Annotated in this window: 23 protein-coding genes; 10 read left to right on the plus strand and 13 right to left on the minus strand. The window is 65.0% G+C overall.

Annotation, left to right across the window (positions count from 1 at the left end; genetic code table 11):
- Positions 1 to 32: 32 nt before the first annotated feature.
- Together trpE and C8E02_RS03520 are read right to left on the minus strand one after the other, a co-directional pair.
- On the minus strand, positions 33 to 1496 hold the full coding sequence (gene trpE / locus C8E02_RS03515) for an anthranilate synthase component I (RefSeq protein WP_120809657.1): 1464 nt from the start codon (positions 1494 to 1496) through the stop codon (positions 33 to 35).
- Between the two features lie 184 nt (positions 1497 to 1680).
- Entirely contained in the window at positions 1681 to 2376 is a 696-nt protein-coding gene (locus C8E02_RS03520) for a phosphoglycolate phosphatase (protein ID WP_120809658.1), read from the minus strand.
- Between the two features lie 193 nt (positions 2377 to 2569).
- Here C8E02_RS03520 and C8E02_RS17350 point away from each other — a divergent pair, with 193 nt between their 5' ends.
- Positions 2570 to 3751 carry a hypothetical protein gene (locus C8E02_RS17350; RefSeq protein ID WP_170152090.1) on the plus strand — a complete coding sequence of 394 codons (1182 nt, stop codon included), beginning with the start codon at positions 2570 to 2572 and terminating at the stop codon, positions 3749 to 3751.
- 330 nt (positions 3752 to 4081) lie between these two features.
- Here C8E02_RS17350 and C8E02_RS03530 read toward each other — a convergent pair whose 3' ends face one another.
- Together C8E02_RS03530 and rpe are read right to left on the minus strand one after the other, a co-directional pair.
- Positions 4082 to 4810, minus strand: coding sequence for an SDR family NAD(P)-dependent oxidoreductase (locus C8E02_RS03530; protein ID WP_120809659.1), 729 nt, complete (start codon positions 4808 to 4810; stop codon positions 4082 to 4084).
- Positions 4807 to 5493 (minus strand): ribulose-phosphate 3-epimerase, encoded by a 687-nt coding sequence (rpe, locus tag C8E02_RS03535; protein ID WP_120809660.1) that lies wholly within the window; start codon positions 5491 to 5493, stop codon positions 4807 to 4809. The genes C8E02_RS03530 and rpe overlap by 4 nt, the downstream gene beginning before the upstream one ends.
- A 141-nt stretch (positions 5494 to 5634) precedes the next feature.
- Between rpe and apaG the strand changes: the two genes are divergently transcribed.
- The 3 genes from apaG to C8E02_RS03550 all read left to right on the plus strand — a co-directional run bounded on the left by apaG (position 5635) and on the right by C8E02_RS03550 (position 8701).
- The gene (gene apaG, locus C8E02_RS03540; protein WP_120809661.1) at positions 5635 to 6012 is read left to right on the plus strand and encodes a Co2+/Mg2+ efflux protein ApaG; all 378 of its coding nucleotides are present in this window, start codon (positions 5635 to 5637) and stop codon (positions 6010 to 6012) included.
- 47 nt (positions 6013 to 6059) lie between these two features.
- Positions 6060 to 7853 (plus strand): ABCB family ABC transporter ATP-binding protein/permease, encoded by a 1794-nt coding sequence (locus C8E02_RS03545; protein ID WP_120809662.1) that lies wholly within the window; start codon positions 6060 to 6062, stop codon positions 7851 to 7853.
- Positions 7854 to 7936: 83 nt separating this feature from the next.
- On the plus strand, positions 7937 to 8701 hold the full coding sequence (locus tag C8E02_RS03550) for a substrate-binding periplasmic protein (RefSeq protein WP_120809663.1): 765 nt from the start codon (positions 7937 to 7939) through the stop codon (positions 8699 to 8701).
- A gap of 83 nt (positions 8702 to 8784) precedes the next feature.
- Here the strand turns inward: C8E02_RS03550 and C8E02_RS03555 are convergent, their stop codons facing one another.
- The 5 genes from C8E02_RS03555 to C8E02_RS03575 all read right to left on the minus strand — a co-directional run bounded on the left by C8E02_RS03555 (position 8785) and on the right by C8E02_RS03575 (position 15246).
- Positions 8785 to 9498, minus strand: a complete 714-nt coding sequence (locus C8E02_RS03555; protein WP_120809664.1) for a 3'-5' exonuclease — start codon at positions 9496 to 9498, stop codon at positions 8785 to 8787.
- Positions 9495 to 11396 (minus strand): DUF294 nucleotidyltransferase-like domain-containing protein, encoded by a 1902-nt coding sequence (locus C8E02_RS03560; RefSeq protein ID WP_120809665.1) that lies wholly within the window; start codon positions 11394 to 11396, stop codon positions 9495 to 9497. Before C8E02_RS03560 ends, C8E02_RS03555 begins: the two co-directional genes overlap by 4 nt.
- Before the next feature lie 72 nt (positions 11397 to 11468).
- Positions 11469 to 13430, minus strand: a complete 1962-nt coding sequence (gene acs, locus C8E02_RS03565; RefSeq protein WP_120809666.1) for an acetate--CoA ligase — start codon at positions 13428 to 13430, stop codon at positions 11469 to 11471.
- A gap of 571 nt (positions 13431 to 14001) precedes the next feature.
- On the minus strand, positions 14002 to 14616 hold the full coding sequence (locus C8E02_RS03570; RefSeq protein ID WP_047966352.1) for a UPF0149 family protein: 615 nt from the start codon (positions 14614 to 14616) through the stop codon (positions 14002 to 14004).
- 216 nt (positions 14617 to 14832) lie between these two features.
- On the minus strand, positions 14833 to 15246 hold the full coding sequence (locus tag C8E02_RS03575; RefSeq protein WP_120809667.1) for a hypothetical protein: 414 nt from the start codon (positions 15244 to 15246) through the stop codon (positions 14833 to 14835).
- Between the two features lie 83 nt (positions 15247 to 15329).
- On the opposite strand from C8E02_RS03575, the gene C8E02_RS03580 reads away from it, so the two are divergent.
- Positions 15330 to 16259: a pseudouridine synthase gene (locus tag C8E02_RS03580; protein WP_120809668.1), complete on the plus strand. Its 930-nt coding sequence runs from the start codon at positions 15330 to 15332 to the stop codon at positions 16257 to 16259.
- A gap of 81 nt (positions 16260 to 16340) precedes the next feature.
- Here C8E02_RS03580 and C8E02_RS03585 read toward each other — a convergent pair whose 3' ends face one another.
- Positions 16341 to 17189, minus strand: a complete 849-nt coding sequence (locus C8E02_RS03585) for a 23S rRNA (adenine(2030)-N(6))-methyltransferase RlmJ (RefSeq protein ID WP_120809669.1) — start codon at positions 17187 to 17189, stop codon at positions 16341 to 16343.
- A gap of 219 nt (positions 17190 to 17408) precedes the next feature.
- Here C8E02_RS03585 and C8E02_RS17125 point away from each other — a divergent pair, with 219 nt between their 5' ends.
- A complete protein-coding gene (locus tag C8E02_RS17125; protein WP_147424422.1) occupies positions 17409 to 18815 on the plus strand; it encodes a pentapeptide repeat-containing protein in 1407 nt (468 codons plus the stop codon).
- A 56-nt stretch (positions 18816 to 18871) separates the two neighbouring features.
- On the opposite strand, the gene C8E02_RS03595 is transcribed toward C8E02_RS17125, so the two are convergent.
- Complete coding sequence (locus tag C8E02_RS03595) at positions 18872 to 19618, minus strand: pseudouridine synthase (protein WP_120809671.1); 747 nt, start codon at positions 19616 to 19618, stop codon at positions 18872 to 18874.
- Between the two features lie 148 nt (positions 19619 to 19766).
- On the opposite strand from C8E02_RS03595, the gene C8E02_RS03600 reads away from it, so the two are divergent.
- A complete protein-coding gene (locus tag C8E02_RS03600) occupies positions 19767 to 21587 on the plus strand; it encodes a gamma-glutamyltransferase family protein (protein WP_120809672.1) in 1821 nt (606 codons plus the stop codon).
- A 260-nt stretch (positions 21588 to 21847) separates the two neighbouring features.
- On the opposite strand, the gene C8E02_RS03605 is transcribed toward C8E02_RS03600, so the two are convergent.
- Positions 21848 to 22300: an Lrp/AsnC family transcriptional regulator gene (locus tag C8E02_RS03605; RefSeq protein ID WP_047966346.1), complete on the minus strand. Its 453-nt coding sequence runs from the start codon at positions 22298 to 22300 to the stop codon at positions 21848 to 21850.
- Positions 22301 to 22588: 288 nt separating this feature from the next.
- Here C8E02_RS03605 and C8E02_RS03610 point away from each other — a divergent pair, with 288 nt between their 5' ends.
- From C8E02_RS03610 to panB, 3 genes are all read left to right on the plus strand, one after another.
- A complete protein-coding gene (locus C8E02_RS03610) occupies positions 22589 to 23206 on the plus strand; it encodes a LysE family translocator (protein ID WP_120809673.1) in 618 nt (205 codons plus the stop codon).
- Positions 23207 to 23336: 130 nt separating this feature from the next.
- A complete protein-coding gene (locus C8E02_RS03615; RefSeq protein ID WP_120809674.1) occupies positions 23337 to 23765 on the plus strand; it encodes a PaaI family thioesterase in 429 nt (142 codons plus the stop codon).
- Positions 23766 to 23910: 145 nt separating this feature from the next.
- Positions 23911 to 24825 (plus strand): 3-methyl-2-oxobutanoate hydroxymethyltransferase, encoded by a 915-nt coding sequence (gene panB, locus C8E02_RS03620; protein WP_281268903.1) that lies wholly within the window; start codon positions 23911 to 23913, stop codon positions 24823 to 24825.
- A 121-nt stretch (positions 24826 to 24946) separates the two neighbouring features.
- Here the strand turns inward: panB and C8E02_RS03625 are convergent, their stop codons facing one another.
- Complete coding sequence (locus C8E02_RS03625) at positions 24947 to 26530, minus strand: ABC transporter substrate-binding protein (RefSeq protein ID WP_120809676.1); 1584 nt, start codon at positions 26528 to 26530, stop codon at positions 24947 to 24949.
- Between the last annotated feature and the right edge of the window lie 2 nt (positions 26531 to 26532).

The following is a 26532-nucleotide window of genomic DNA, read 5'->3' on the forward strand; positions in this document are numbered from 1 at the left end:
GGTTGGCCGCAATGTTTTTCAGCGGGTGGGGCTCAGGCGTCGAGGCCGCTTTGCACCAGCTCGGCGGCACGGATCACCGCGCGCGCCTTGTTCTGCGTTTCCAGCCACTCCGATTCCGGGACCGAGTCCGCCACCACGCCGGCGCCGGATTGCACGTACAGCACCTCGTTCTTGATCACTGCGGTACGGATCGCGATCGCCAGGTCCATGTCGCCGGTAAAGCCGAGGTAGCCGACGGCGCCGCCGTACACGCCGCGCTTGGTCGGCTCGAACTCGTCGATGATCTCCATCGCGCGCACCTTGGGCGCGCCGGACAGGGTGCCGGCGGGGAAGGTGGCCTTGAGGATGTCGATGTTGGACACCTGCGGCTGCACCTTGCCCTCGACGCTGGACACGATGTGCATCACGTGCGAGTAGCGTTCGATGATCATGTTTTCGGTGATCGCCACGCTGCCGGTGTCGGCGACGCGGCCGACGTCGTTGCGGCCGAGGTCCATCAGCATCACGTGCTCGGCGATTTCCTTCGGATCGGCCAGCAGGTCTTCCGCCAGCGCCAGATCCTCTTCACGCGTCTTGCCGCGCGGGCGGGTGCCGGCGATCGGGCGCACGGTGACGGTGTCGTTCTCGCGGCGCACCAGGATTTCCGGCGAGGCGCCGACGACGTGGAAATCGTCGAAGTGGTAGAAGAACATGTACGGCGACGGGTTCAGGCTGCGCAGCGCGCGGTACAGCGCCAGCGGCGATTCGGCGAACGGCATGCTCAGCCGCTGCGCCAGCACCACCTGCATGATGTCGCCGTCGAGGATGTAGTTCTTGGCGTCGCTGACCGCCTGCTTGAACGCTTCCTCGCCGTATTCCGACACCGCCTCGGTGGCGACCGACGGCAGCGACAATGGAATCGCCACCGGCTCGCGCAGCTTGTTACGCAACTGGCCGAGGCGAGCGTTGGCTTTTTGCAGCGCGTTCGGCACCGCCGGATCGGCGTACACCACCAAGTAGAGCTTGCCGGACAGGTTGTCGACCACTGCCAGTTCTTCCGACAGCATCAGCAGGATGTCGGGGGTACCGACCGGGTCCGGCTTTTGCGTGGCGGCCAACCTTTTCTCGACGTAGCGCACGGTGTCGTAGCCGAAGTAGCCGACCAGGCCGCCGGTGAAGCGCGGCAGCCCGGCGATGGGCGGGGTGTGAAAGCGCTGGCTGAAGGCCTCGATGAAGGCGAGCGGGTCGCCTTCGTGGCGCTCAATCACCTTGTCGCCGTATTCCACCTGAACGCTTAAGCCCTGCACCCGCAGCCGGGTGGTGGCCGGCAGGCCGATGAAGGAGTAGCGGCCCGAGCGCTCGCCGCCGACCACCGATTCCAGCAGGTAGGAATAGGGCTGGTTGGCCAGCTTCAGGTATACCGACAGCGGGGTGTCGAGGTCGGCGAACAGTTCGAGGGTGACGGGGATGCGGTTGTAACCGGCGCTGGCCAGTTCGGCGAATTGTTGCGGTGTCATGGTCGTTCCAGGGTGTCAGGTCAAAAGGAGCGGGGCGGGGCGGCGTTTAGCGTCGCCATCGCCAACTGGCACGATCGGGCTGGAATCTCATGATGCAGGCTTTATCAAGTGTGGATGCGGAAACGGAACGGCTATTCTTACGCAAAAACGCCTGCGCCGTACAGAGGCAGCAGGCGTGGTGCCCTTATACGCGCAGGTTTTGCGGCAGTTCGGCGGATTTTTTCAGCAGCGCGAACAGCTCGACCAGGCTGTCGATCACCAGATCGGCGTGCAGGTTGGCCGCATCGCGGTAGCCATAGCTGACCGCCACCGGCAGCGCGCCGGCGGCGCGGGCGCACAGCACGTCGTTTTCCGAGTCGCCGACCATCACGATCTGCTGCGGGGTGATGCCCAGCACCTCGGCGACATGCCGCAGCGGCAGCGGCGACGGTTTTTTCTCGGGCAGGCTGTCGCCGCCGAGGATCAGGCTGAAGGCGCTGTCGATGCCCAGTTGCGCCAGCAGCGGCAACGCCAGCCGTTCCGACTTGTTGGTGACCACCACCAGCGGCAGGCCGAAGCCGTGCAGCAGGTTGAGGCCCTCGGCGACGCCGGGGTACATCTTGGTGTGTACGGTCAGGTGGCGGTAGTAGTGCTGGATGAAGAAGGTGAAGCCTCGTTCCCACAGCGCCGTGTCGGCCTGGCCGTCGCGGCTGTCGGTCAGTGCTCGGTGCACCAGGCTGGCGACGCCGTCGCCGACGTGGGACTGGATGCGTTCGGCGGCCAGCGGGGCGAGGCCGAGTTCGGCGCGCATGGCGTTGGCGCTGGCGGCGAGGTCGGCGATGGAGTCAACCAGAGTGCCGTCGAGGTCAAAGGCGACGGCCTTGATGTGTGTCAGATTCATGGTCAGCGTGGGGCGGGGCGGTAGCGTGACGGCGGGCGGCACGGGTTGAAGATGGCGCCAATTATACCGGAAGCCCGGTGCGCCACCGCCATGTGTTGCTTGCAGCGGAAATGACAAATCAGTAGCATGCCCGGTTTTGCCGCGCGGTGGCGCTTGCGCCGGCGTGGCTGGCTGTTTCTATCGAAAGGACATCATGAAACCTCGTGCACTGGCTGTTGCCGTGACGCTATCCGGCCTGCTGCTGGGCGGCTGCGCCTCGCCGCTGGCCAACAAGACCGCCGATGCGGCGGCGATCCACACCATCGAACAGAACGCGCGGCTGGCGCGCTACAACTTCGATGGCGAAGTGCGCGTCAAGGCGATCCGCCTGCCGGGCAAGGTGGAAAGCCTGGTGGAGGGCGACGTGATCGGCGAAGTGGCCAAGTCGTTCAGCCTGGAGTTGCGCGGCGCGGTGGACATGAGCAAGAGCCGTGTCGAGATGACGCCGACCTTCCGCTTCAGCCGGCCGAACGCCGAAACCTGGCTGCGCCTGCCGATGTTGGCCGAGCTGAACACGCTGACGCTGTGGGTGGACGCCTCGGTACTGGATCTGGCGATCCCGGTGCTGCGCGGCGAGCACAAGGGCAAGTACGTGATGTTCCAGGCGCCGCAGGACAAGGTGAAGAAGCTGCCGATAGACGCGGTGCTGGCGGAGTTGCCGCAGGTGGCGAAGAACATCTACGCCGCCGTCGATAGCAAGGCCTATACCTTCCAGCCGCTGGACGAGGCGGCGCGCCAGGCCGGCGCCAGCTATCGCATCCGCCTGACGCTGGACCCGCTGGCCGAGGCGAAAATGAGCAAGCAGGCGGTGCAGGAGCTGTTGCAGCTGGCGCGCCGTCATGCCGGTGAGCACCAGAAGGAAGTGGAGGAGTTCGCCACCGCCGTCGGCCCGCTGCTGGACGCGTCGCAGGAAGAGCTGCAGACCAGCTCGCAGACCGACCTGCTGGTCAGCCGCAGCGGCAAGCTGCTGGGCATCAGCGAGCTGCGCGAGTTCTCGGTGCCGAAAGAGAAGGAGCTGGCGGTGACGGTGGCGTCCACGGTGCGCCTGAGCAACCACGACCAGCCGGTGTTCAGCATGCAACCGACGGTGAACAATGTGGTCAGTTTCACCGAGTTGCAGCCGCCGTCGTGGCTGGGCGGCAAGCGCCCGGCCGATGACGAGGAAGAAGCGGTAGACGCTGACGACGAGGCGCCGCTGGACGAGGCCGCGCTGGCGGCGGAAGCGACCGAGGAAGCCGCTGCCGCAGCACCGGCCGTCAAAAAACCGGCGAAGGCCGCCAAAGCGGCCAAGCCGGTGGCGAAGCGCAAACCGAAACCGGTCGCCCGCGCCCAGTAACACGGCAACAGCAAAACAGCCCGTCACCATGGTGACGGGCTGTTTTGCATTGCGGCCAACCTGGTGTGCCATGACGGCGTAGCGCCGCAAAGAACCTGTTCAATGTCTGCTGCGCTTCGGCGATACGGCGTTAAAAACGCCTTCGGAATGCTCATTTACTGCTTGTAAATTCCGCTTCCTCAGTCGTTTTTGCCTTGTCTCGCTCTAGCTCGCGAGACCTTGAACAGGTTCTAAGAAAACCTCGCAGGGCACCTGGGCCGAGGTGCGCCGACGCAGACAGGACACTTAGTACGGCGGCGCAACGCAGGATCAGGGTGGTGTTGGCGGCGCCTACAGCTGGCGGATGTCCAGCACCGGCACACTGCCGAACGCGGCGCTGTGCAGGTAGGTGACAATCGCTGCCGCGGCGGCGGCGGGCGAAGTCAGCTGGCCGTCGGCCTTCAGTGCGTCAAAGCGTGGTTTGTGCGGGAACTGCGCCGGATCGGCGGCGCGGATCTCGCCCTGCATGCCGGTATCGATCACGCCGGGATACAGCGACACCGCCAGCAGCGGCCTGGCAGCGCCTTGCTGCTCGGCGGCCAGGGTGCGGGTGAAGTGGTCGACGCCGGCCTTGCTGGCGCAGTACACGCTCCAGCCAGGGTAGGGGTTGGCAGCGGCGCCGGAGGAGATGTTCAGCACCCGGCGGACGCCATCGTGGCCGGCGCTGCGCGCGACAAAGGCGTCGCACAGCAGCAGCGGCGCGGTCAGGTTCAGCGCGATCGCCTGTTCCGCCGCGCCGGGCGGATAGGCGCCGACCTGCGCGATCGGCTGCACCGTGCCGGCATTGTTGATCAGCGTCAGGCTGTCGCAGTCACCCAGCGCCGCCAGCGCCCGTTCCAGCAGCAGCGGCAGCAGGCTGCTGTCGGCCAGGTCGGCGTCCAGCGTGATCAGCTGCGGGTGTTCCGGCAGCGCACTGCAGTCGCGCGCGACGGCGACCACGCGGCTCCCGTCACGCAACAGCTGCGCGGTGAGCGCCGCGCCCAGCCCGCGCGAGGCGCCGGTGACGACGTAGCCGTTCACTTGCGGCCAACCTTGGCCAGTTCGGCGCGCATCGCGTCGATGGTGGCCTTGTAGTCCGGGGTGCCGTAGATGGCGCTGCCGGCGACAAAGGTGTCGGCACCGGCGGCGGCGATCTCGGCGATGTTGTCGACCTTCACGCCGCCGTCCACCTCCAGCCAGATCTCTCCGCCATGCTTGGCGGTGTACTCGTCGATGCGCTGGCGCACTGCGCGCACCTTGTCCAGCGTCTGCGGGATGAAGCGCTGGCCGCCGAAGCCGGGGTTGACCGACATCAGCAGGATCATGTCCAGCTTGTCCATCACGTGGTCGAGGTGCGACAGCGAGGTGGCCGGGTTCAGCACCAGGCCGGCCTTGCAACCGGCGTCCTTGATCAGGCCGAGGGTGCGGTCGATGTGGTGCGACGCTTCCGGATGGAAGGTGATGATGTCGGCGCCGGCCTTGGCGAAGCTGGCGGCAAGGGCGTCGACCGGGGTCACCATCAGGTGCACGTCGATCGGGGCGGTGGTGTGCGGACGGATCGCCTCGCAGACCAGCGGGCCGATGGTCAGGTTCGGCACGTAGTGGTTGTCCATCACGTCGAAGTGGATGATGTCGGCGCCGGCGGCGATCACGTCGCGGACTTCCTCGCCCAGACGGGCGAAATCGGCGGACAACAGGGACGGGGCAATACGGAATTGGCTCATGGCTTTGTACGGGGCGGGGCTGGAAATGCCCGCCATTGTACGACATTGCTCCGCCGGACGGCGACGCGTGCGGCGGATCGGCGCTACAATCAGGCTTTGCTGCCGGGCGTGTTGCCCTGCACCATGCCGGAACCGCCACCCATGAACGACGACTACCAGATCACGGTCGAGGCCGAAGCCTTCTACCAGCAGCAATACTCCAACGCCGAAGCCGGCCAGTACGTGTTTGCCTATCGCATCACGCTGCGCAATACCGGGCGCCACCCGGCCAAGCTGCTGTCGCGGCACTGGATCATCACCGACGCCAACAACGAGCAGCAGGAAGTGCGCGGCATGGGCGTGGTCGGCGAGCATCCGCACCTGCAGCCGGGCGAGAGCTACAGCTATACCAGCGGCTCCACGCTGCGCACCCCCTACGGCAGCATGCACGGCAGCTACCAGATGCAGGCCGACGATGGTACCCGCTTCGAGGCGCCGATTCCGGAATTCCACCTGATCGCGCCGCGCACCCTGCACTGAGACACCGTCACCCCTGTACCTACCCTGTATCGACCAAGAGCAGCCGAATGCGACCAGCCGCCCATAGCAATACCCCGCCCCCGACCGACCGGGATGACCTGAAAACGCTGAAAACCCTGCTGCCCTACCTGTGGAGCTTCAAGTGGCGGGTGCTGTTCGCGCTGTCCTGCCTGGTGTCGGCCAAGATCGCCGGCGTGATCACGCCGCTGTTCCTCAAGGACATCGTCGACCAGCTGTCGATCCCGGCGACCTTGCTGGCGGTACCGGTGCTGGCCCTGGTCGGTTACGGTTTCGCGCGACTGGTGTCCAGCGTGCTGGGCGAATTGCGCGACGCGATCTTTGCGCGGGTGATCCAGGGCGCGGTGCGCTCGGTGGCTCGCTCGGTGTTCGCGCACCTGTTCCGGCTGTCGCTGCGCTTCCACCTGGAACGCCAAACCGGCGGCATGAGCCGCGACATCGAGCGCGGCACCAAGGGCATCGGCTTCCTGCTCAACTTCACCGTGTTCAACATCCTGCCGACGCTGGTGGAGATCGCGCTGGTGCTGGGCATCCTGCTGTACCGCTACAACGTGTGGTTCGCAGTGGTGACGCTGTCCACCATCGCCATCTACATCGCCTTCACGCTGACCATCACCGAGTGGCGCACCGTGTTCCGCCGCACCATGAACGACCTCGATTCCAAGGCCAACAGCAAGGCGGTGGACGCGCTGATCAACTACGAGACGGTGAAGTACTTCGGCAACGAACGCTACGAGACCGAACGCTACGACGGCAATCTGGCGTCGTGGGAGCGCTCCGCGATCAAGAACCAGGTGTCGCTGTCGATGCTCAACGCCGGCCAGGGCGTGATCATCGCCACCGGCGTGACGCTGATCATGTGGCTGGCGGCGCGCGGCGTGGTCAGCGGCGAGATGACCGTCGGCGACGTGGTGCTGGTGGCCACCTTCATCACCCAGCTGTGGGCGCCGCTGCACTTCCTCGGCTTTGTCTACCGCGAGATCAAGCACTCGCTGGCCGACATGGAACGCATGTTCACGTTGCTGAACGTCGGCGCCGAGGTCGATGACCATCCCGCCGCGCAAACGTTGGCCGCCAAGCAGGTGGCAATCCGCTTCGACAGTATCGGCTTCGGTTACGACGCCAAGCGCCAGATCCTGCACGATGTCAGCTTCGACATCCCCGCCGGTCACACCGTGGCGGTGGTCGGTGCCAGCGGCGCCGGCAAGTCGACGCTGTCGCGGCTGCTGTTCCGCTTTTACGATGTCGGCAGCGGCGCGATCCGCTTCAACGGCACCGACATCCGCGAGCTGACGCAGGACAGCCTGCGCGCGCACATCGGCATCGTGCCGCAGGACACGGTGCTGTTCAACGACAGCATCTACTACAACATCGCCTACGGCCGCCCCGGCGCCAGTCGCGAGGAGGTGATCGAGGCGGCGAAATCGGCGCACATCCACGACTTCGTGATGAGCCTGCCGGACGGCTACGACACCACCGTCGGCGAGCGCGGCCTGAAGCTGTCCGGCGGCGAGAAGCAGCGGGTGGCGATTGCGCGCACCCTCCTGAAAAACCCGCCGGTGCTGATCTTCGACGAGGCCACCAGCGCGCTGGATTCGCGCACCGAAAAGGCGATCCAGACCGAGCTGTTCGACATCGCGGCCAACCGCACCACGCTGATCATCGCGCACCGGCTGTCCACCATCGCCGATGCCGACACCATCATCGTGATGGAGGGCGGCCGCATCATCGAGCGCGGCCATCACCGCCAGCTGCTGACCGCCGGCGGTCGTTACGCCGAAATGTGGCGCCTGCAGCAGGAAAGCGAGCTGGTGGAAGGCTGAGCACGCCGCTTGGCGGGCCGGTGATGAGCAAGTGTTGTATAATACGATCGGTATAAAAAACTCAAACAATCCAGGCTATTGTCATGAATCGATTGCGGATGGCGGTATGGATGTTGCTGGCCGGGGCACCCGCCCTGGCCGTGGCCAAGAGTTCGACACCGGTCGAGCTGCTGTTCGCCGCCGAGGACGACTGGTATCCCTATTCCGGCGTCCGCGATGGCCAGGCGGCCGGCCTGACCATCGACATCATGCGCGCCATCTACCAGCAAAAAGGCGTGGTGGTGCGCTTCCAGCCGCTGTCCTACAGCCGCTGCATGGAAGTGGCGCGCACGGCCCGCTATGCCGGCTGCTTCACCACCTCGCGCAACGACTTCTACGAGCCTTACTACCGCTACGCGCAGCTGCCGCTGCTGGAAGGCCAGATCAGCATCTACAGCCGCAGCAACCGCCCGGAGCGCGATCTCGACATGAAATCGCTGGAAGGGCAGGAAGTCGGCGTGGTGCTCAGCTACGGCTACGGCAAGGAGTTCGACGCCAATGCCGCGATCCGCAAGGAGTACTCCACGCGCGAGGTCAACGCCTTCCGCAAGCTGAAGGCGGGGCGCATCCCCTACGTGGTGGCGTGGGAGGGCACCGTCAACCACATGCTGCGGCAGAACCCCGATCTGCGCGGCTGGGTGCGGCCGGTGGGCAAGCTGGCGCCGGGGCCGGTGTACGTGTCGTTCTCCAGGGCGCACCCCGATGTCGAGCGTCTGGTCAGCCGCTTTGACGAAGGCATGGCGCAGCTGCGCAAAAGCGGCCAGTTGCGGCAGCTGGAAAGCCGCTGGCAGACCAAGAGCGACAACTAGGGGCTGTTGATGCCTGTTTCATCGCGGCGACCGGTTTTGCCCGGTGGCTGCGCACAAAAAACAGCCTGTCGCAGGATTATTCCCTACCAGCTGTTGCGGCGGCGCAGGCTCTCGCTGGCGGCCAGCGCCTGCGGCGTGTCGATGCCGCGTTCCGCCGCCCGTTGCAGTGCCACCTGCAGCAATTGTGCTGTCGCCAGACAGTCCGAGATTGCGTTGTGGCGCTGGAAGTTCTCGATGCCGAAAGTGTCCAGCCACTCGTCCAGCGCCACCGTGTTGCAGTAGCGGTCCGGAAACAGCGCCGGCATCAGCCACGCCAGATCCAGCCACTTCGGCTGATAGCGGATGCCCAGAAAGCGGCGCATCGCCTGCGCGATCATCGCCTGGTCGAAATAGGCGTGGTAGGCCACCAGCGGCGTGTGGCGGCTGTATTCCAGAAAGCGCAGCAGCGCCTCCGCCGGCTCCAGCCCTTCGCGCTGTTCCGAGCCGCTGATGCCGTGGATCAGGATGTTCTCGGTGGAGGACACCGTGTCTTGGCGCAGCACCGCCTCGAAGGCGTCCATGGGGTTGATCACGCCGCGATCCAGTGCCACCGCTCCGATGGAGATCAGGTGGTCGCGGCGTATCTGCAGGCCGCTGGCCTCGACATCGACCACCAGATAGCGCGTGCTGCGGCTGTCCTGCTGCCAGTCGTGTGCCGGCAGCGCCTGCCAGCGCTGCAGCCGCTCAAGCTGCTCGTCGCTGAGCTGCGGCTTGCTGTCAGGGCGGAAACGGTCCAGCCAGCCGCTCAGCCAGTTCATAGTTGGTACATCACCTTCAGTTTCTGCTGCAGTTTGCGTGCCTGGCGGAACGATTCCTTCAGGATGCGGCGGTCGAGCGGGTTCAGCTTGTCCGGCTGGATCAGGTTGTCGCCGGGGCGGCCGTGCTCGTCTTCCAGGTGCTGGTGGCGCAGGCGCAGCATCTGAATGAAGTTGAAGGCGTCGATGATGGCGGCGGTTTCTTCCGGCGCCGAGCCGGTCTGTTTCGCCGCGCGCTCCAGGCGCTTGATGGTGCTGCTGGCGGCGATGCCCTTGGCCAGCGCCAGCACCCGCGCGGCGTCGACGAACAGGCGCGCCGCCGATTTTTTCAGGTCGATGTAGCCGCCCTGGCCGTGGTATTCCTCGGTGCTGAAGTCGCGCAGCAGACCCAGCGGCGGCGCCACCGCCAGCGCGTTGCCGGCCAGCATGCGCTGGAACACGCTGTTGTCCTGACTCAGCGCGAGCAGGCGCTTGTGCAGCTGGTTGGCGAGATAGCGCTTGCCGTACAGCGGGCGGAAATCGAAGAAGATCGACGCGTTGAGCAGCGCCACCGGGTCCGGGGCGCGGATCCAGCGCGCGAACTTCTCCTGCCACTCCTCCAGCGTCAGGCACCACTCCGGGTTGCCGGCCATGATGTTGCCCTTGCACAGCGGGAAGCCGCAACGATCGAGGTCGGCGTTCACGTCGCGAGCAAAATCCAGCAGCCGCATGCTGAGCTGGTCCTTGTCCATCGCCTCTGGGCACAGGTAGATGATGCCGTTATCCTGATCGGTGCTGAAGGTCTGCTCCTCGCGTCCCTCGGAACCGAACGACAGCCACGCCCAGTCGACACCGTACAGGTCGTGCTGCTGCAGGTTCAGCTCGATCACGCGGCGGGTGATGCCGTCGTTGAGTGCGGAGATGAATTGCGTCAGCTGCTCGGCGCCGACGCCCTGGCCCAGCATGTTCATGGTGAACTGGCGCAGGTCGCGGCCAACCTGTTGCAGGGTGGTGATGTCGGCGGCGGTTTCCACCGCGTAGCGCAGCTGGCGCAGGCCGACGCGCTGCATGGCAAACAGGTCACGCTCCGAAATCACGCCCAGCACCAGATTGTCGTCGTCGACCGCCAGCACGTGGCGGATGCCGTGCATCGCCATCGCCAGCGCCGCGTCGTAGGCGGTGGCATCCTGCGGCAGGGTGTGCGGCTTGCGCGACATCACCTGCGAGATCGGGCAATCCAGCGCCAGCTTCGGCAATACCACCCGTTTCAGCACGTCGGACTGGGTGAAGATGCCTTGTGCGACACCGCTCTCGCTGACGATGACGATGGAACCGACACCGGTTTCGCCCATCAGCGTCAGCACCGCTTCTAGCGGGTCGTCGGCGCGGGCGGTGACCGGAGGCCGCTTGCACAGCTCGTGCAGCTTGGTCGCCATCGACTGCTGTTCCAGCGCCCGTTGCGAGAACTGCGCCTGCATCTGCTTGCGCGACTGGCTGAGCAGGGTGGAGATGTGGCTGGCGCAGAAGCGGTTGAACACCGGGCTGATCAGCAGCAGCTGCTGGAAGTCCTGGTTGTCCAGCTGGTAGCAGAACACGTCATCCACGGCGCTGTAGGTGCAGATGGTGGCGCGCTGGCCGCTGGCGGCGCCGATCGGGAAACACTCGCCGCTGCTGATGATGACGTTGCCGGAGGCGCTCTCGCCGTCCTCGCGCGACAGCACCTTGCCGCGCTGCACCACGAAGAAGTGCGGCGGCGGCCCCATGTCCGGGGTCAGGATCAGGCTGTCTTTCGGATAGTAGGCGAGCTTGGCGTGCTGGCCGAGGAAGGCCAGCGCCGCGTCTTCCATGCGGTCGAACGGCGAATGCTTGCGCAGGAATTCAACGGTGGCGCTGACCAGTGTCACGTTGGCGGTACGGCTCATGAGACGGTTCCCGTCTGGCGTAAAAACGCCCCGGCAGGGCCGGGGCGACTTCAGTTGCGCAGGGTGCGAGGTTTACTGCGGTTCTTGCAGCTGTTGCAGGATCTGCGGGTTTTCCAGCGTCGACACGTCCTGGGTGATTTCCTCGCCCTTGGCGATCGAGCGCAGCAGGCGGCGCATGATCTTGCCGGAGCGGGTCTTCGGCAGGTTCTCGCCGAAGCGGATGTCGTCCGGCTGCGCGATCTTGCCGATCTCGTGCGCTACCCAGGCCTTCAGCTCGGCGGCGACTTTCTTCGCCTCTTCGCCGACCGGGCGCTCGCCCTTCAGTACCACGAAGGCCACCACCGCTTCGCCCTTCACCTCGTGCGGTTTGCCGACCACCGCGGCTTCTGCCACCAGTGGGTTGGCCACCAGCGCCGATTCGATTTCCATGGTACCCAGACGGTGACCGGACACGTTCAGCACGTCATCGACGCGGCCCATGATCCAGAAGTAGCCGTCCTGGTCGCGGTTGGCGGAGTCACCGGCGAGGTAGTACTGGCCGTTGAACTCTTCCGGGAAGTAGGTCTTCTTGAAGCGGTCGGCGTCGTTCCAGATGGTGCGTACCAGCGACGGGAACGGCTTCTTGATCACCAGGAAACCGCCCTTGCCGGCATCCACCGGGCCGCCGGCTTCATCGACGATGTCGGCGATGATGCCTGGCAGCGGCAGGGTGCACGACCCCGGCTTGGTGGCCACCGCGCCCGGCATCGGCGCGATCATGTGGCTGCCGGTCTCGGTCTGCCACCAGGTGTCGACGATAGGGCAACGGCCGCCGCCAACCACTTCGTGGTACCACATCCACGCTTCCGGGTTGATCGGCTCGCCGACGGTGCCGAGCAGGCGCAGGCTGGACAGGTCGTACTGTTTCGGCAGATCGGCACCGAGCTTGATCAGCGAGCGGATCGCGGTCGGTGCGGTGTAGAAGATGCTGACCTTGTGGGCTTCGATCATGCGCCAGAAGCGGGCGGCATCCGGGTAGGTCGGCACGCCTTCAAAGATGATCTGGGTGGCGCCGAAGGCCAGCGGGCCGTAGGCGACATAGCTGTGGCCGGTGATCCAGCCCACGTCGGCGGTGCACCAGAACACGTCGTCGTCCTTCGCGTCGAAGGTCCAGCGGTAGCTGTTCAGTGCGCCGAGCAGGTAGCCGGCGCTGCTGTGCTGGATGCCCTTCGGTTTGCCGGTGGAGCCGGAGGTGTACAGGATGAACAGTGGGTCTTCCGCGTTCATGGTCACCGGCGGGCAGTCGGTGGACTGGCTGGCGGTCAGCTCGTGCCACCAGATGTCGCGCTCGCCCCAGGCCACCTGGCCGTTGGTGCGCTGCAGGACCACCACTTTTTCCACCGATTCGCAGCCGCCCAGGGTCAGCGCCTCGTCGACGGTGGCCTTCAGCGGGATCTGCTTGCCGCCGCGCACGCTTTCGTTGGCGGTGATCACGATCTTGGCGCCGGCATCCTGGATGCGGTCGCGCACGGCGCCGGCGGAGAAGCCGCCGAACACCACCGAGTGGATGGCGCCGATACGGGCGCAGGCCTGCATCGCCACCACCGCGTCGGCCACCATCGGCATGTACACCACCACGCGGTCGCCCTTGGCGACGCCCAGCGATTTCAGGCCGTTGGCGAAGCGCGACACGCGCTCGTGCAGCTGCTGGTAGGTGATGTTTTCGACGCTGCCGTCATCGGCTTCGAAGATGATCGCGGTCTTGTTGGCCTTGGTGGCCAGGTGACGGTCGATGCAGTTGTAGGAAACGTTCAGCTCGCCATCGGCAAACCACTTGAAGAACGGCGCATTGCTGTCGTCCAGCACGGTGGTGAACGGCTTGCTCCAGGTCAGCAGCTCGCGTGCCAGATTGCCCCAGAAGCCGGCGTAGTCCGCTTCGGCAAGTGCGGCTTGGGCGTTGTAGGCGTCCATGCCGGACAGGGTGGCCTTGGCACGGAAAGCGTCGGAAGGAGGGAAGCTGCGGGTTTCTTTGAGCACGGATTCGATTGCTGACATCGTTGGTTTCCTTTTGCTTTGCAGAGTGAGGTCGAGCGGGTGAGGCTGTTTGTTCGACGCGTCGGGTCAGTCGTAATTTGTTATGGCGTACTTGTTATGGCCCTGAAAACAGTGTGGGCTTGTCATGGCTTCAGAATGTACGAAAGCGGGCGGCGGCTGACCAATCGCAAATTCTGATAGCAAAAATCAACCCGAGCGATGCTGCACTGCAAAAAACGATATTTATCAGTGGTTTGCGTTAGAGTTTTTGCTATTTTTCCGTTGCTGGTGCGGTGTGAAAATAGTGTGCGGCAGGGGCGGACGGGCTGTTGTTTTTGTGGGTGGCTGGCGCGGCGCGGTGGCGAACGTGCCGCTAACGGGGCGGCTGCGGGGCGAAAAGGGCGGTGCCGGAGCAAGGTTGGCCGCAAGACGGTGCGGCGGCCGTCACGGTGATGGCTGGTGACGGGGCGCAGCCGGCCGGCGCGGGGCGATGATGCGCTGCAGCGGTGGCCGGTGTGTGGCCGCGACGGGACGCAATGAAAACGGCCGCCGCGGCGAATGCCGGGCGGCCTGGATGGTGCAGCGGACGTGCTCAGTCGTCGTTGGCGTCGCTTTCGGCGTCTTCCATTTCCTGGCGCAGGGCGGCGAAGAAGCGGTAGATCTGCGCCACCGAGGTCGAGATCTCGCCCAGCCATTCCGCCTTCTGTTCGGCGCTGGCGCCGTCGAGGAAGGGGCGCATTTCCGGATCGGGATGGTGCTCGAACGCCAGCGCCATGATCGGTGCCAGTGCGCCGGCGGCCTCGGCATCGTCAAACAGCAGCGTCCAGTCGTCGTACAGGATCTGCATGCCTTCGCTGAAGCCCTCGGCCCAGTCGTTGCCGTGCACCACGCCGTGCTCGTCGGCGTCCAGCCACGGGTAGAAGTCTTCGCCGTTGGCCAGCGTGCGCGCGATTTCCAGCCAGTGGCCCATCACCTGCGCCACGAACTTCTCCAGCACCTTGGGCGAGGCGAAGGCGGCCTCGTCGTCGAAGGCGGCGCCGAGAATGGTCGGCAGGCAGTCGGCCGGCTTGATCGCCTCCGGCCCGGCGTGCAGCGCCGCGAAAAAGCCGTCCAGCTTTTCCAGCGACATCGCGCCCTGTGGTGCCAGCCGGCTCAGGGTTTCGCCCAGGCGCTGGTAGTCTTGTTCGGTCATCGGTTTGAATTTCATGGTCTGGCCTTGGCGGTAAGCGATAGGGGCGGCGTGCGGCCAACGTTGGCCGCAGCACAGCGTTCAGGGCGTGCTCACGATCTCGCACGCTCACGCGAGACAAGGCGAAAACGGCAGGGGAAGCGGCGTTTAACTAGAGATAAACCAGCATGCCGAAGCCGTTTTCAACGCTGTATCGCCCTGTGAGATCAGTTGCAGCAGATCGTGAACAGGTTCTCAGGGCGGCAGCGGCCGGCCCGGCTTGGTGGACAGGTGATAGTGCTCCATCAGCACCTGGTGCGCCTGTTCGGCGACGCTGCGCAGCGTTTCGCCGCGCGGGTGGTCGGCGAACTGCAGGCTGTCGTCCAGGCTGCGCAGCGCGCGGCGCGCGGCGGTGCACAGATCGACGGCGATGGCGTAGTCGGTGAGGCTCAGCACGCGGCCGTTGCGGATCTTGCGGAAATAGACGCCACTCATCTGCGCGTATTTCTCGGCCAGCGGCTGCGCGGCGAGGCCGTCGTCGGCCAGCAGGCTGTCCAGCAGCGCCCACACCGCGTTGACGGTGACATCGGCGCGCGCCAGGCGCTTGGCCAGCTGTGCGTTTTCTTCCTTGTTCGGCTTGGCGGCGGCCGGTTTCTTCTTTACAGCCATGTTTCTGCGCTTTCGCGATGCGGTGAAGCCGGCATTTTAACGCGCCTGCTGCCAACTGGCGCGTGTGGCCTTACAATCGCGCGATGAATCAACGTGTTTCTCCCATTCCCGAGCGCGCCGGCGTGGCGCCGAGCTTCCTGCAACTGCCGGCCGGCAACTGGCCGGACCTGCTCAGCTTCCTGATTGCGCACTTCGCGCACATCCCCGCTGCGGTGTGGCGCGCGCGGCTGCAAAACGGCGAGGTGTTCGATCACCTGGGCCGGCCGCACCGCCTCGACAGCCCGTATCCGGCCAACCGCCGCATCTGGTACTACCGCGAGGTGCCGGACGAGGTGGCGGTGCCGTTTGCGGCCACGGTGCTGTACCGCGACGCGCGCTTGCTGGTGGCCGACAAGCCGCACTTCCTCGCCTGCATTCCCGGTGGCCGCCACCTGCGCGAGACACTGCTCGGCCGCCTGCGCCGCGAGCTGGACTTGCCGCAGCTGACGCCGATCCACCGCCTCGACCGCGAAACCGCCGGTGTGATGCTGTTCTGCATCGACCCCGCGCACCGCGCCGCCTATCAGGGGTTGTTCCAGACGCGCGAGGTTCGCAAGACCTACGAGGCGATCGCGCCGTGGCGCGACGACCTGGCCCTGCCGCTTACGCACCGCAGCCGCTTGCTGGAGCGCGACGACTGCTTCCGCATGCACGAGGTGGCCGGTGAGGCCAACAGCGAGACGCGTGTCGAGCTGATCGCCCGCGCCGGTGCGCTGGCACACTACCGGCTGTCGCCGCTGACCGGGCGCAAGCACCAGCTGCGCGCGCACCTGACCGCGCTGGGCATCCCCATCGTCAACGACCCGTGGTATCCGGCGCTGCTGCCGGACAAGGCGGCGGACGACTTCAGCCAGCCGCTGCAATTGCTGGCACGCAGCATTGCCTTTACCGATCCGGTGAGCGGCGAGGCGTGCCAGTTCCACAGCGAACGCCGCCTGCTGCTGGCACCGGAGCCGGGCGACTGCCAAACCTGACCGTAGTCACGCCCGCTGCAAAAGGTTGGCCGCAAGCAAATGGCCCTGCGTGTGCAGGGCCATTTTTTACATCGGGTGGGCTTAGCTGTTCTCGCGGTATTCCATGCTATGCCAGGCGCCCTTGTCCACCGCCAGTGCCGCGGTCAGCCACGGCAGGGTGTCGTTCAGCGTCGCTGGCAGCGTCCATGGCGGGTTGACGATGAACATGCCACTGCCGTGCATGCCGAAGCCTTCCTTCGACGGCGTGCGCACCGTCAGCGTCACGTCCAGCCAGCTCTGGCACGGCAGCGCCTTCAGCTGCGCCACCATGTCCTTGATCTCCGGCCGCTGCAGCAGCGGGTACCAGATGGCGTAAGTGCCGGTGGCGAAGCGCTTCAGCGATTCCTGCATCGCGTTCACCACCCGCTGGTAGTCGCCCTTGTCCTCGTACGGCGGGTCAATCAGCACCAGCGCGCGGCGCGGTGGCGGCGGCAGGATGGATTTCAGCGCCTCGAAGCCGTTGTTTTTCTCGACCTTGATGCGGCGGCCGGCATCGGCGAAGCACTCGCCCAGCAGCTGGAAATCGCTGGGGTGCAGCTCGAAGAGGCGCAGCTTCTCGCTGCGGTTCATGGTCTCGGCGGCGAACCACGGCGAGCCGGGGTAGTGGCGCAGCTCGCCGTCCGGGTTGATGCTGCGCACCACCTCCAGATAGCGCGCCACCGCCGGCGGCAGATCGTCGCGCTGCCACAGCCGCGCCACGCCATCGACGTATTCGGCGGTCTTGGTGGCGTAGCCCTCGGTCAGGCTGTAGGCACCGGCACCGGCGTGGGTGTCGATGTACCAGAACGGCTTATCCTTCTGGCCGAGGTAGTCGATGATCTGCACCTGGATCAGGTGTTTCAGCACGTCGGCGTGGTTGCCGGCGTGAAAGGCGTGGCGATAGCTAAGCATGGCGGTCGTTCGGACAAAATAGCCGCACATTGTAGCGCAATTCGCCGCCCGTCCCGCGGCCTTGCGGCCAGGGGTGGCCGCAATTGTGCAGTCAGTCGCTGTCCGCGCCGGCATCGCCCAGCCACGCCGCCGGCAGCAACAGGGTAGCTCTGCCTGCAGGTAAACACTTGTCTGTACAATGCCGAGTGCATTTACAAGCTCCTAGCCAGATCGCCCACCATGAACGATACCGTCAAGCCCGAATTGCCCTCCATAGTTGAACGGTTTGCTACGCTTCCGCCCGAAGTGCAGGCACTGTTTGACAACACTGAAAATGGTATGCCTTTCAACATCAGCAAATCCGGTTGCCTGGTGTTGGTCAAATTAGGCAAGGAGGCGTGGAATGCTTGGCGGGAAATATTTCCGGTGACGGGGATGTTTCCCCATTTTACTAACCACGCCGATTTTTCTGGTCTGGATTTTCGAGGTGATCCGGTTGATTTTTCGGGCTACGTGTTTGGGGATGGTGCCGATTTTCGAGGAGCGCAGTGGGGTTTTGGTGCTAATTTCAAAGGTGCATCGTGGGGCCGATTTGCCAACTTCAGTGGGGCACAGTGGGGAGATTTTGCCAACCTAAATGGTGCGCAGTGGGGCGACGCGGGTAATTTCAGCTGTGCAAGGTGGGGTGCGTTTGCCGGTTTTGTCGCGGCACAGTGGGGTGCTGGAGCCTGTTTCTATGGCGCCGAGTGGGGTAAGGGTGCAAATTTCCAAGGTACAAATTGGGCGACGAGCCGCACCATCTACCTAGATGATGAACACTATCAGTCAGCAAAAGCATGGGCGGAGGCTAGAGGGCTGGCACCCGATACATTCCTGGCGATCAGTTTTGCTGGGGCGCATTTTGCTGGTGAAGCCGATTTTTCCAACCGTAAATTTACCGGCAAAACCGACTTCGGCTGCCTGCCTGAAGGTTACTCAAGAAGACGGGTGCAACGTGATGAGGCTGGGCTAGCGAAATTTGACGGGAACTGCGAGTTGCTTTGGGAGAATGACCCTGAACCGCGCCGATATGTCATGTTCGACGCGGCACCCAAATTTCACGGCTGTGAGTTGCACCAGGACACGACATTTGATGGTGCGAGATTTCCGCCGGCCAGCGGTAGCGACGAAGCGGCCCGCGCCTATCGCACACTGAAGCTGGCTTTCAGCAAACAGCAAGCGCACCGAGAGGAGCAACGCTTCTTCAAACTGGAAATGAAGGAGGAGGCAAAGCGGGCTGGTGCTGCCAAATTCATGTACTTGTTGTACGAAAAGAGCAGCGATTTTGGTTTCAACCTATGGCGTCCTTTAGCGTTGTTCGCCGTGGCCTGGATTGCCTTCGCTTTCACATATGGTTACTACGGCATATCAACCCATGATTTGACCATCTGTGGGTCACTGGATGCTAGTTGTAAGGTGCAATGGTCGTGGCTGGAGTTCAGCTTAGCGCAGTCTTTACCGCTGACCGGCTTTGACAAGCTGCATTCGATAGCTACGTTAAAAAATAATAACGTGCCCGTGCTCGTGCTGGCATTGCACAAAGTCATTTCGCTAGCCTGCCTCTTTCTTGCTGGCCTTGCGCTGCGCAATCTGTTCCGCCTCAAATAAAGGTTGGCCGCAAGCTTGTAATGGCGTGCGGCCAACCTTTGTCATTCAGTAGAGCATTACGCTTCTGTCAGCCACGCAGCCGGCAGCACCTCGGCCCAGCCCAGCTCGTGCACCAGCCGCGCAAAGTCGCCGCTCAGCGGTGCGGTGATGGTCAGTGCCTCGCCGCTGTGCGGATGGCGGATGCTTAGCTCTACCGCGTGCAGCAGCATGCGGCCAACGTTGAATTGCTGCTGGAAGAAGCGGTTGTGCACGCCCTTGCCGTGGGTGGCGTCGCCAATGATCGGGTGTGCGATGTGTTTCAGGTGGCGGCGCAGCTGGTGGCGGCGGCCGGTTTCCGGCATCAGCTGCAGCAGCGCGTAGCGGCTTTGCGGATAGCGGTCTACGGCGTAGGGCAGGGTGCAGCGCGCCAGCGTGCGGTAGCGGGTGAAGGCCGGCTGCGCGTTCAGCTGCGCGTTGCCGTGCACGTATTCGCGCTCGTCCGGCTGGCGGGTGATGGCGTGGTCGATGTCGCCGCTGTCGGCCGGATGGCCGCGCACCACGGCGAGATAGGTCTTGGCCGGCTGCTTGGCGGCAAAGTCCTGGTTGAGCAGTCGCGCGCTGTCGCTGTCCAGCGCGAACAGCAGCACGCCGCTGGTGCCGCGATCCAGCCGGTGCACCGGAAACACCTGCTGCCCGATCTGGTCGCGCAGCAATTGCACCGCGAAGCGGGTTTCGCGGCGGTCGATCTCGCTGCGGTGCACCAAGAGGCCGGACGGCTTGTCGATGGCGATCAGGTGCTGGTCACGATAGAGGATGGTGAGCATGGGCGGGGCCGGCGGCAAAAGCGCGCATTTTAACAGCGCCGCCGCGGCCACGCCGCGTCGATTGGCCGCCACGCCGTGCACGCCGGTTTTCCATTTGGCATGGCATGTGCTATGGCTATAGTTCCCGCCGCCTGACAAGGACCCCACCATGAGCGCCCGCCTGTCCACCGTTGCCCTGTCGCTGCTACTGGCCGCCTGTGCCGCCACGCCGCCATCGTTCACCTACAGCCCGCTGCCACCGCAGCCGGAAGCCGCCTCCGGCTATCAGGACAAGCCGGGCTGGGCCACCAGACAGTACGCGGTGGCCGCCGCCAATCCGCTGGCCACCGACGCCGGTCGTCAGGTGCTGGCCGCCGGCGGCAGTGCACTGGATGCCGCCATCGCGGTGCAGATGGTGCTGGGGCTGGTGGAGCCGCAAAGCAGCGGCATCGGCGGCGGCGCCTTCCTGCTGTACTACGACGGCAAGCAGGTCAGCGCCTGGGACGGCCGTGAAACCGCACCGGCCGCCGCCGATGAGACGCTGTTCCTCGGTGCCGACGGCAAACCGCTGGCGTTCAACGACGCGGTGGTCGGTGGCCGCTCGGTTGGCGTGCCCGGCGTGGTGGCGATGCTGGAGCAGGCGCACCGCGAGCAGGGCAAGCTGCCGTGGACGGACCTGTTCCAGCCGGCCATCCGCCTCGCCGAACAGGGTTTCGCCATCAGCCCGCGGCTGCATACCCTGCTGAAGTCCGACGCCTTCCTGAAGCAGGACCCGGTGGCCGCCGCCTACTTCTATCAGGCCAGCGGCGAGCCGTACCCGGTCGGCCACCTGCTGCGCAACAAGCCCTACGCCGACGTGCTGCGGCAGATCGCCGCTGCGGGCAGCAAGGCGCTGCTGCAGGGCGCGGTGGCCGAGGCCATCGTCGCCAAGGTGCAGGGCCATGCGGCCAACCCCGGCAAGCTGACGCTGGCCGATCTCGCCAGCTACCGGCCGAAGAAGCGTGACGCGCTGTGTAGCGACTACCGCGCCGCCAGCCGCGACTACCGCCTGTGCGGTTTTCCGCCGCCCAGCAGCGGCGCCATCGCCATCGGCCAGATCCTCGGCATCCTGAACCACACGCCGGCCGCCGGCCTGCCGTTGCAGCAGGGCGCGGACGGCAAGCCGCTGCCGTCGCCGCAGTGGCTGCACTTGTACAGCGAGGCGTCACGACTGGCGTTTGCCGATCGCGCCAAGTACGTCGGCGATCCGGACTTCGTGCAGCCGCCCGGCGGCAGCTGGCACACCATGCTGGCGCCCGGCTATCTGGCGGCGCGCGCGAAGCTGATCGGCGACAACAGCATGAAGACTGCACAGCCTGGTCAGCCCGGCGCCATGCCGCTGGCGCTAGGCATAGCCGCGGCGCAGCCGGAATACGGCACCAGCCACATCAGCATCGTCGATGCCGACGGCCACGCGCTGAGCATGACCACCACCATCGAGGCGCAGTTCGGCGCGCGGCAGATGGTGAATCCGTCCGGTAACGGCGTTGGCGGCTTCCTGCTCAACAACGAGCTGACCGATTTCAACTTCGCCCCCAACGACGCCAGCGGCCTGCCCACCGCCAACCGCGTGCAGCCGGGCAAGCGCCCGCGCAGCTCGATGAGTCCGACGCTGGTGTTCGACAAGGCCAGCGGCCAGCTGCTGATCAGCGGCGGCAGCCCCGGTGGCGCGCTGATCATCCACTACACCGCCAAGACGCTGTACGGCATGCTCAACTGGGGACTGAACGCGCAGCAGGCGATCAACCTGCCCAACTTCGGTGCTACCGGCGCGCCGACGCTGCTGGAAGAAAAGCGCTTCTCGGCTGACACCGTGCAGTGGCTGCAGGCGCACGGCCATGAGGTGCGCGAAACCGATATGACCAGCGGCCTGCAGGCCATCGGCCGCACGGGCAGCGGCTACTTTGGCGGCGCCGACCCGCGCCGCGAAGGCGTGGTGATGGGGGAGTAGGGCGCAATCCGCTACAAATACAGACACGCGGCCAACCCTGGCAAGGTTGGCCGCGTGTTTTTTTAGGCTATTTCAGGCGCTTGAAAACGGCGGGGGAAGATTCGTAGCCTGGATAAGGCGACGCCGCATCCGGGGAATATCGTCCATATGGTGGTGAATTATCGTGGGGATACCCGGATGCGCCGATCAGCCGGCGGCCTTCGCCGCTTCCGACCGCACGGCCACAATGCGAGCGCATTGCCCGGCCTGTAGCGCAGGGATCATAGCGGCAGCGGACGGTCCTGAATGACATTCTTCATGACCAGGGTGGAGGTCAGGCGCTGCACGCTGGGCAGGCTGGAAAGGCGTTCATCGTACAGCTGCTGGAAAGCGGGCAGGTCGCGGGTCATGACGTGGAGCAGATAGTCGGGGTCACCGAACAGCCGCTGGGCCTGGATAACCTGCGGAATGGCGAGCAGTGACGCCTCGAAGGTCTGCACCGCGTGGTGATCTCCGTCGCGCAGCGTCACAAAAACGAGGGCGGAAAAATTCAGGCCCAGGTTTGCGGGGTCGAGGTGGGCACGGTAGCCCTTGATCGCCCCGGACTGCTCCAGTGCGCGCACTCGGCGATGGCAGGGCGAGACGCTCAGCCCGATGCGGTCGGCCAACTCGGTGACGGAAAGCCGCCCGTCGGACTGGAGTTCGGCAAGGATCTTGCAATCAATCTTGTCCATTTAGAAAAATTTTCCAAAAACTGCAGATGCATCACAAAAACTTGAGAGCACATTCTAACTTCCAGGGAATATTATTTCCAACAGCAACACGAACTTGGAAACATCTACCTCGCCAAGGTGGCGGAAGGTAGGCGATATGCCTCTGGAGGAGTACGGAATGAAAACACAGCGCGGTCGGCGGCAGCCGGCGGAGACGGATTCGGCTATCGCCGGCCTGGCGTGGTCTGCCAGCCCGGCAGCAATCGAGCCACGGGCCACAGCCCGGCGGCGGTGTGCGGGAGCCGCAGCATGAGCTATGGCATTTTTGCGGCTTTCTGGGCGGTGTCGATCCTGTTTGTCATCACCCCCGGTGTGGACTGGGCGTATGCGATCTCCGCCGGCATGCGAGGGCGGGTGGTGGTGCCGGCGGTCGCCGGCCTGCTCATCGGCCACCTGCTGGCGACACTGGTGGTGGCGGCCGGCGTGGGCGCCCTGGTGGCCGGCCACCCGCTGACCCTGACCGCGCTCACCGTCGTCGGCGCCGGCTATCTGCTGTGGGTTGGCATCGGCATGCTGCGCCATCCCTCCGTGCCCAGCGCCGCCGAGATCGCGGAATCCGGTTCATGGGCGCGCTGGACCGTGAAAGGCGTTTGCGTGAGCGGTTTGAATCCCAAGGTATTCCTGCTGTTCCTGGCCTTGCTTCCCCAGTTTACGGACCGCAGCGCGTCGTGGTCGGTGCCGCTGCAGATCGTTGCGCTGGGGCTGGTTCACATCGTCAGTTGCGGCGTGGTCTATCTGCTGGTCGGCTTTGGCGCCGGGGCGGTACTGCAGACCCGCCCGCGGGCGGCGCTGCTCGTCAGCCGCCTGTCCGGTGCCGCGATGATCGTCATCGCCACGCTGCTGTTTGCCGAGCAGCTCATGCGCTGAGCCGATGCCGGGAAAAATGCGCCACGACACGGCCGGCGACCGGCCGGTATTCCGCCAATGACAAATACAAGCAGGTACAAGGCTGCTAAATTGCATGGCAGCCTCCAACCCTTGCCAAGGTGCCCGCAACATGAATGATCTCCACGAAAGAATTGCTGCCAGTTTCCGCGACCAGGGCCTGATGGCGACGCTGGGCGCTACGCTCGCCCATGTCGCCGATGGGGAAGTCCACATCGCCCTGCCTTTTTCCCGCGCGCTGTCGCAACAGCACGGTTATGTGCATGCGGGCGCCATCACCAGCATCGTGGATAGCGCGTGCGGTTATGCCGCGCTGACCAAGGCGGCAGCGGGGTACGAAGTGGTCACCGCCGAATTCAAGATCAACCTGCTCCGGCCCGCACTCGGTGAGCGTTTCGTGGCCATCGGTACGGTCCAGAATGCCGGCAAGCTGCTCACCGTCTGCACCGGCGAAGTGCGTGCCTACCCCGACGGCTGCACCGCGTACAAAGTGGTGGCGCTGATGCAGGCCACCATCGCCAACGTCCGTGCTCAAGACTGATCCGGCCGGCGGGCTGCTGGTGCCTGTCAGCGTGTCAGCCGTTGCGCGGCTTCAGCATCAATTATTTTATTTGGCGGCCGGCAGGCTGCATGACCTACACGGCATGACCTGCGGACGGTTTGCCATGCGCTAAGGAGCTTTCAAGATGCCAGACCATATGCCCCGACCAACCCTCGGCGGCCAGACCGACAGTGCGAATCACGCGACGCCCCCTTACGGCCAACCTCAGGGCCCTGCGGGGCGCAAGCGCAAGCCAGTGACCACCCGGCAGATCGCCGAGATGCGGGCCAATGGCGAAAAAATCGCGGTGCTGACCGCCTATGACGCCACCTTTGCCGCCGCCGCCGATTTTGCGGGGGTCGACTGCATCATGGTTGGCGACTCGCTGGGCATGGTGTGTCAAGGCAGAAGCAGTACCGTCGGCGTGTCGCTGGAGAGCATGCTGTATCACACCCAGTGTGTCGCCCAGGGGCTTGTTCGTGCCGAAGGAAGCGCGCTGCTGATTGCCGATCTTCCCTTTGGCAGCTACCAGCACTCGCGTGACCAGGCGATTGGCTCCGCCATTCAGCTGATGCAGGCCGGTGCGCAGATGGTCAAGCTTGAAGGCGGCGGCTGGACCACCGATGTGGTGGCGTTTCTGGTCGAGCGGGGTATTCCAGTCTGTGGCCATCTGGGGCTGACGCCGCAAACCGTGTCGGCACAGGGCGGCTATCGTGTCCAGGGGCGCGAGGAGGCGGCGGCGGAACGGATCCGGACCGAGGCCGCGGCGCTGGACGCCGCCGGGGCGGCGATGATGGTGCTGGAAATGATTCCCGCCCGGCTTGCCGCAACCATTTCCGGTGAGATGAAGTCCTGCGCCACCATCGGCATCGGAGCCGGCAACGGCACTGCCGGCCAGGTGTTGGTGATGCATGACATGCTTGGCCTCAATCTTGGGCGCATGGCGAAGTTCGTGCGGAACTTCCTGCGCGAGGCTGATGATGTGCACGCTGCTTTCGCGGCATACGTCGCGGCCGTCAAAGACGGCTCGTTTCCGGATAACCGGCAGCATGCCTGGTGACGACTGGCATGTGCGCGACTGAGGTACGGGCCTGCCGCTTTTGAAGGGCGCCCCATAAAGTCATGCGGCCAACCTTGTCACCAAGGTTGGCCGCAGTTGTTTCAGGCGTCAGCCAAAACGCTTACTTCAGCACCACCTTGCTGAAATCCACGCGCCCGAACGGGCTGACCTGGTAACCGCTGACCTTGTTGCTGGTGATCACTGCGGCGGTCGGGTGGGCCAGTGGCAGCCACAGCGCCTGTTCCTTGATGATCTGCTGCGCGCGGGCGTAGTTGGCGGCGCGCAGTTTCGGGCTGGCGTCGCGGCGGGCGTCGGTGATCAGCTTGTCCAGCTTCGGGTCGCAGTAGCGGGCGAAGTTGGTGCCGGATTGCACCGCGGCGCAGCTGAATTGCGGGGTGAGGAAGTTGTCGGCGTCGCCGTTGTCGCCGGCCCAGCCCATGAACAGCAGATCATGCTCGCCGGCCTTGCCGCGCTTGATCAGCTCGCCCCATTCGATGACCTTGATCTCGGCGCGGATGCCGATTTTGGCAAGATCGGCCTGCAGCAGTTCGGCGCCGGCTTTCGGGTTCGGGTTCAGCGTGCTGCCGGTGGGGCGGATCCAGATGCTGGTATCAAAGCCGTTGGGGTGGCCGGCGTCGGCCAGCAGTTTCTTGGCGCGGACGATGTCCTGCGGGTAGTCCTTGATCGCCTTGTTGTAGCCGAAGGTGGAGGGCGGGAACGGGTTGCTGGCGGCGATGGCGCTGCCGCCGAACACCGCTTTCAGGTAGCTGGCCTTGTCGAAGGCGAGGTTCACCGCCTGGCGCACGCGCTTGTCGTCAAACGGCTTGTGCTGGCTGTTGAGCGCGACGAAGCCGGTCATGAACGCCGGGGTGGTCAGTACGCGCAGGCGGCTGTCGGCGCTGGCTTCCTGCACGTCCTGCGGTTTCGGGCCGATGGCGATCTGGCATTCGCCGGCTTTCAGCTTCTGCACACGCACATTGCTGTCGGGGGTGATGGCGTAGGTCAGCCGTTCTGCCGCCGGCTTGCCGCCGAAGTAGGCGGGGTTGGCCGCATAGCGCACCGCGCTGTCCTTGGCAAAGCCCTGCAGCTGGAACGGGCCGGTGCCGACCGGCTGGCTGTTCAGCAGCTCCGGGGTGCCGGCGCGCGCCAGTTGCGCCGCGTATTCGGCGGAGTAGATCGAGGCAAAGCCCATCGACAGCGTCGGCAGCAGGGTGGCGTCCGGCTGGTTCAGCTCGAAGCGCACGGTGCGGGCATCGACGCGCACCACCGCCTTGATCAGCTTGTCGAGCTGGAAGGATTTGGCGTGCGGGTAGCCGGTGGGAGCGGTCTTGTGCCACGGGTGGTTGCTGTCCAGCATGCGCTGGAAGCTGAACACCACGTCGTCGGCATCCAGCGCGCGGGTGGGGTTGAACCAGGCGGTGCGGTGGAAGGCGACCTTGTCACGCAGGGTGAAGGTGATGGACAGGCCGTCCGGCGCCACCGTCCAGCGTGTGGCCAGTGACGGCACCAGCTTGCCCTGGCGGGCGTCGTATTCCACCAGCCGGTTGAACAGCACGTCGGCGCTGGCGTTGGTGGTGGTCAGCGAGTTGTAGCGCACCACGTCGAAGCCTTCCGGGCTGGCGTCGGTGCAGACGGTGAGCGGTTTGGCCAGCGCGGTGGCGGACAGGGCGAGCAGGGACAAGGGCAGCAGGGTGCGCAATTGCATGG

Source organism: Vogesella indigofera, from assembly GCF_003633895.1.
Classification (GTDB): domain Bacteria; phylum Pseudomonadota; class Gammaproteobacteria; order Burkholderiales; family Chromobacteriaceae; genus Vogesella; species Vogesella indigofera.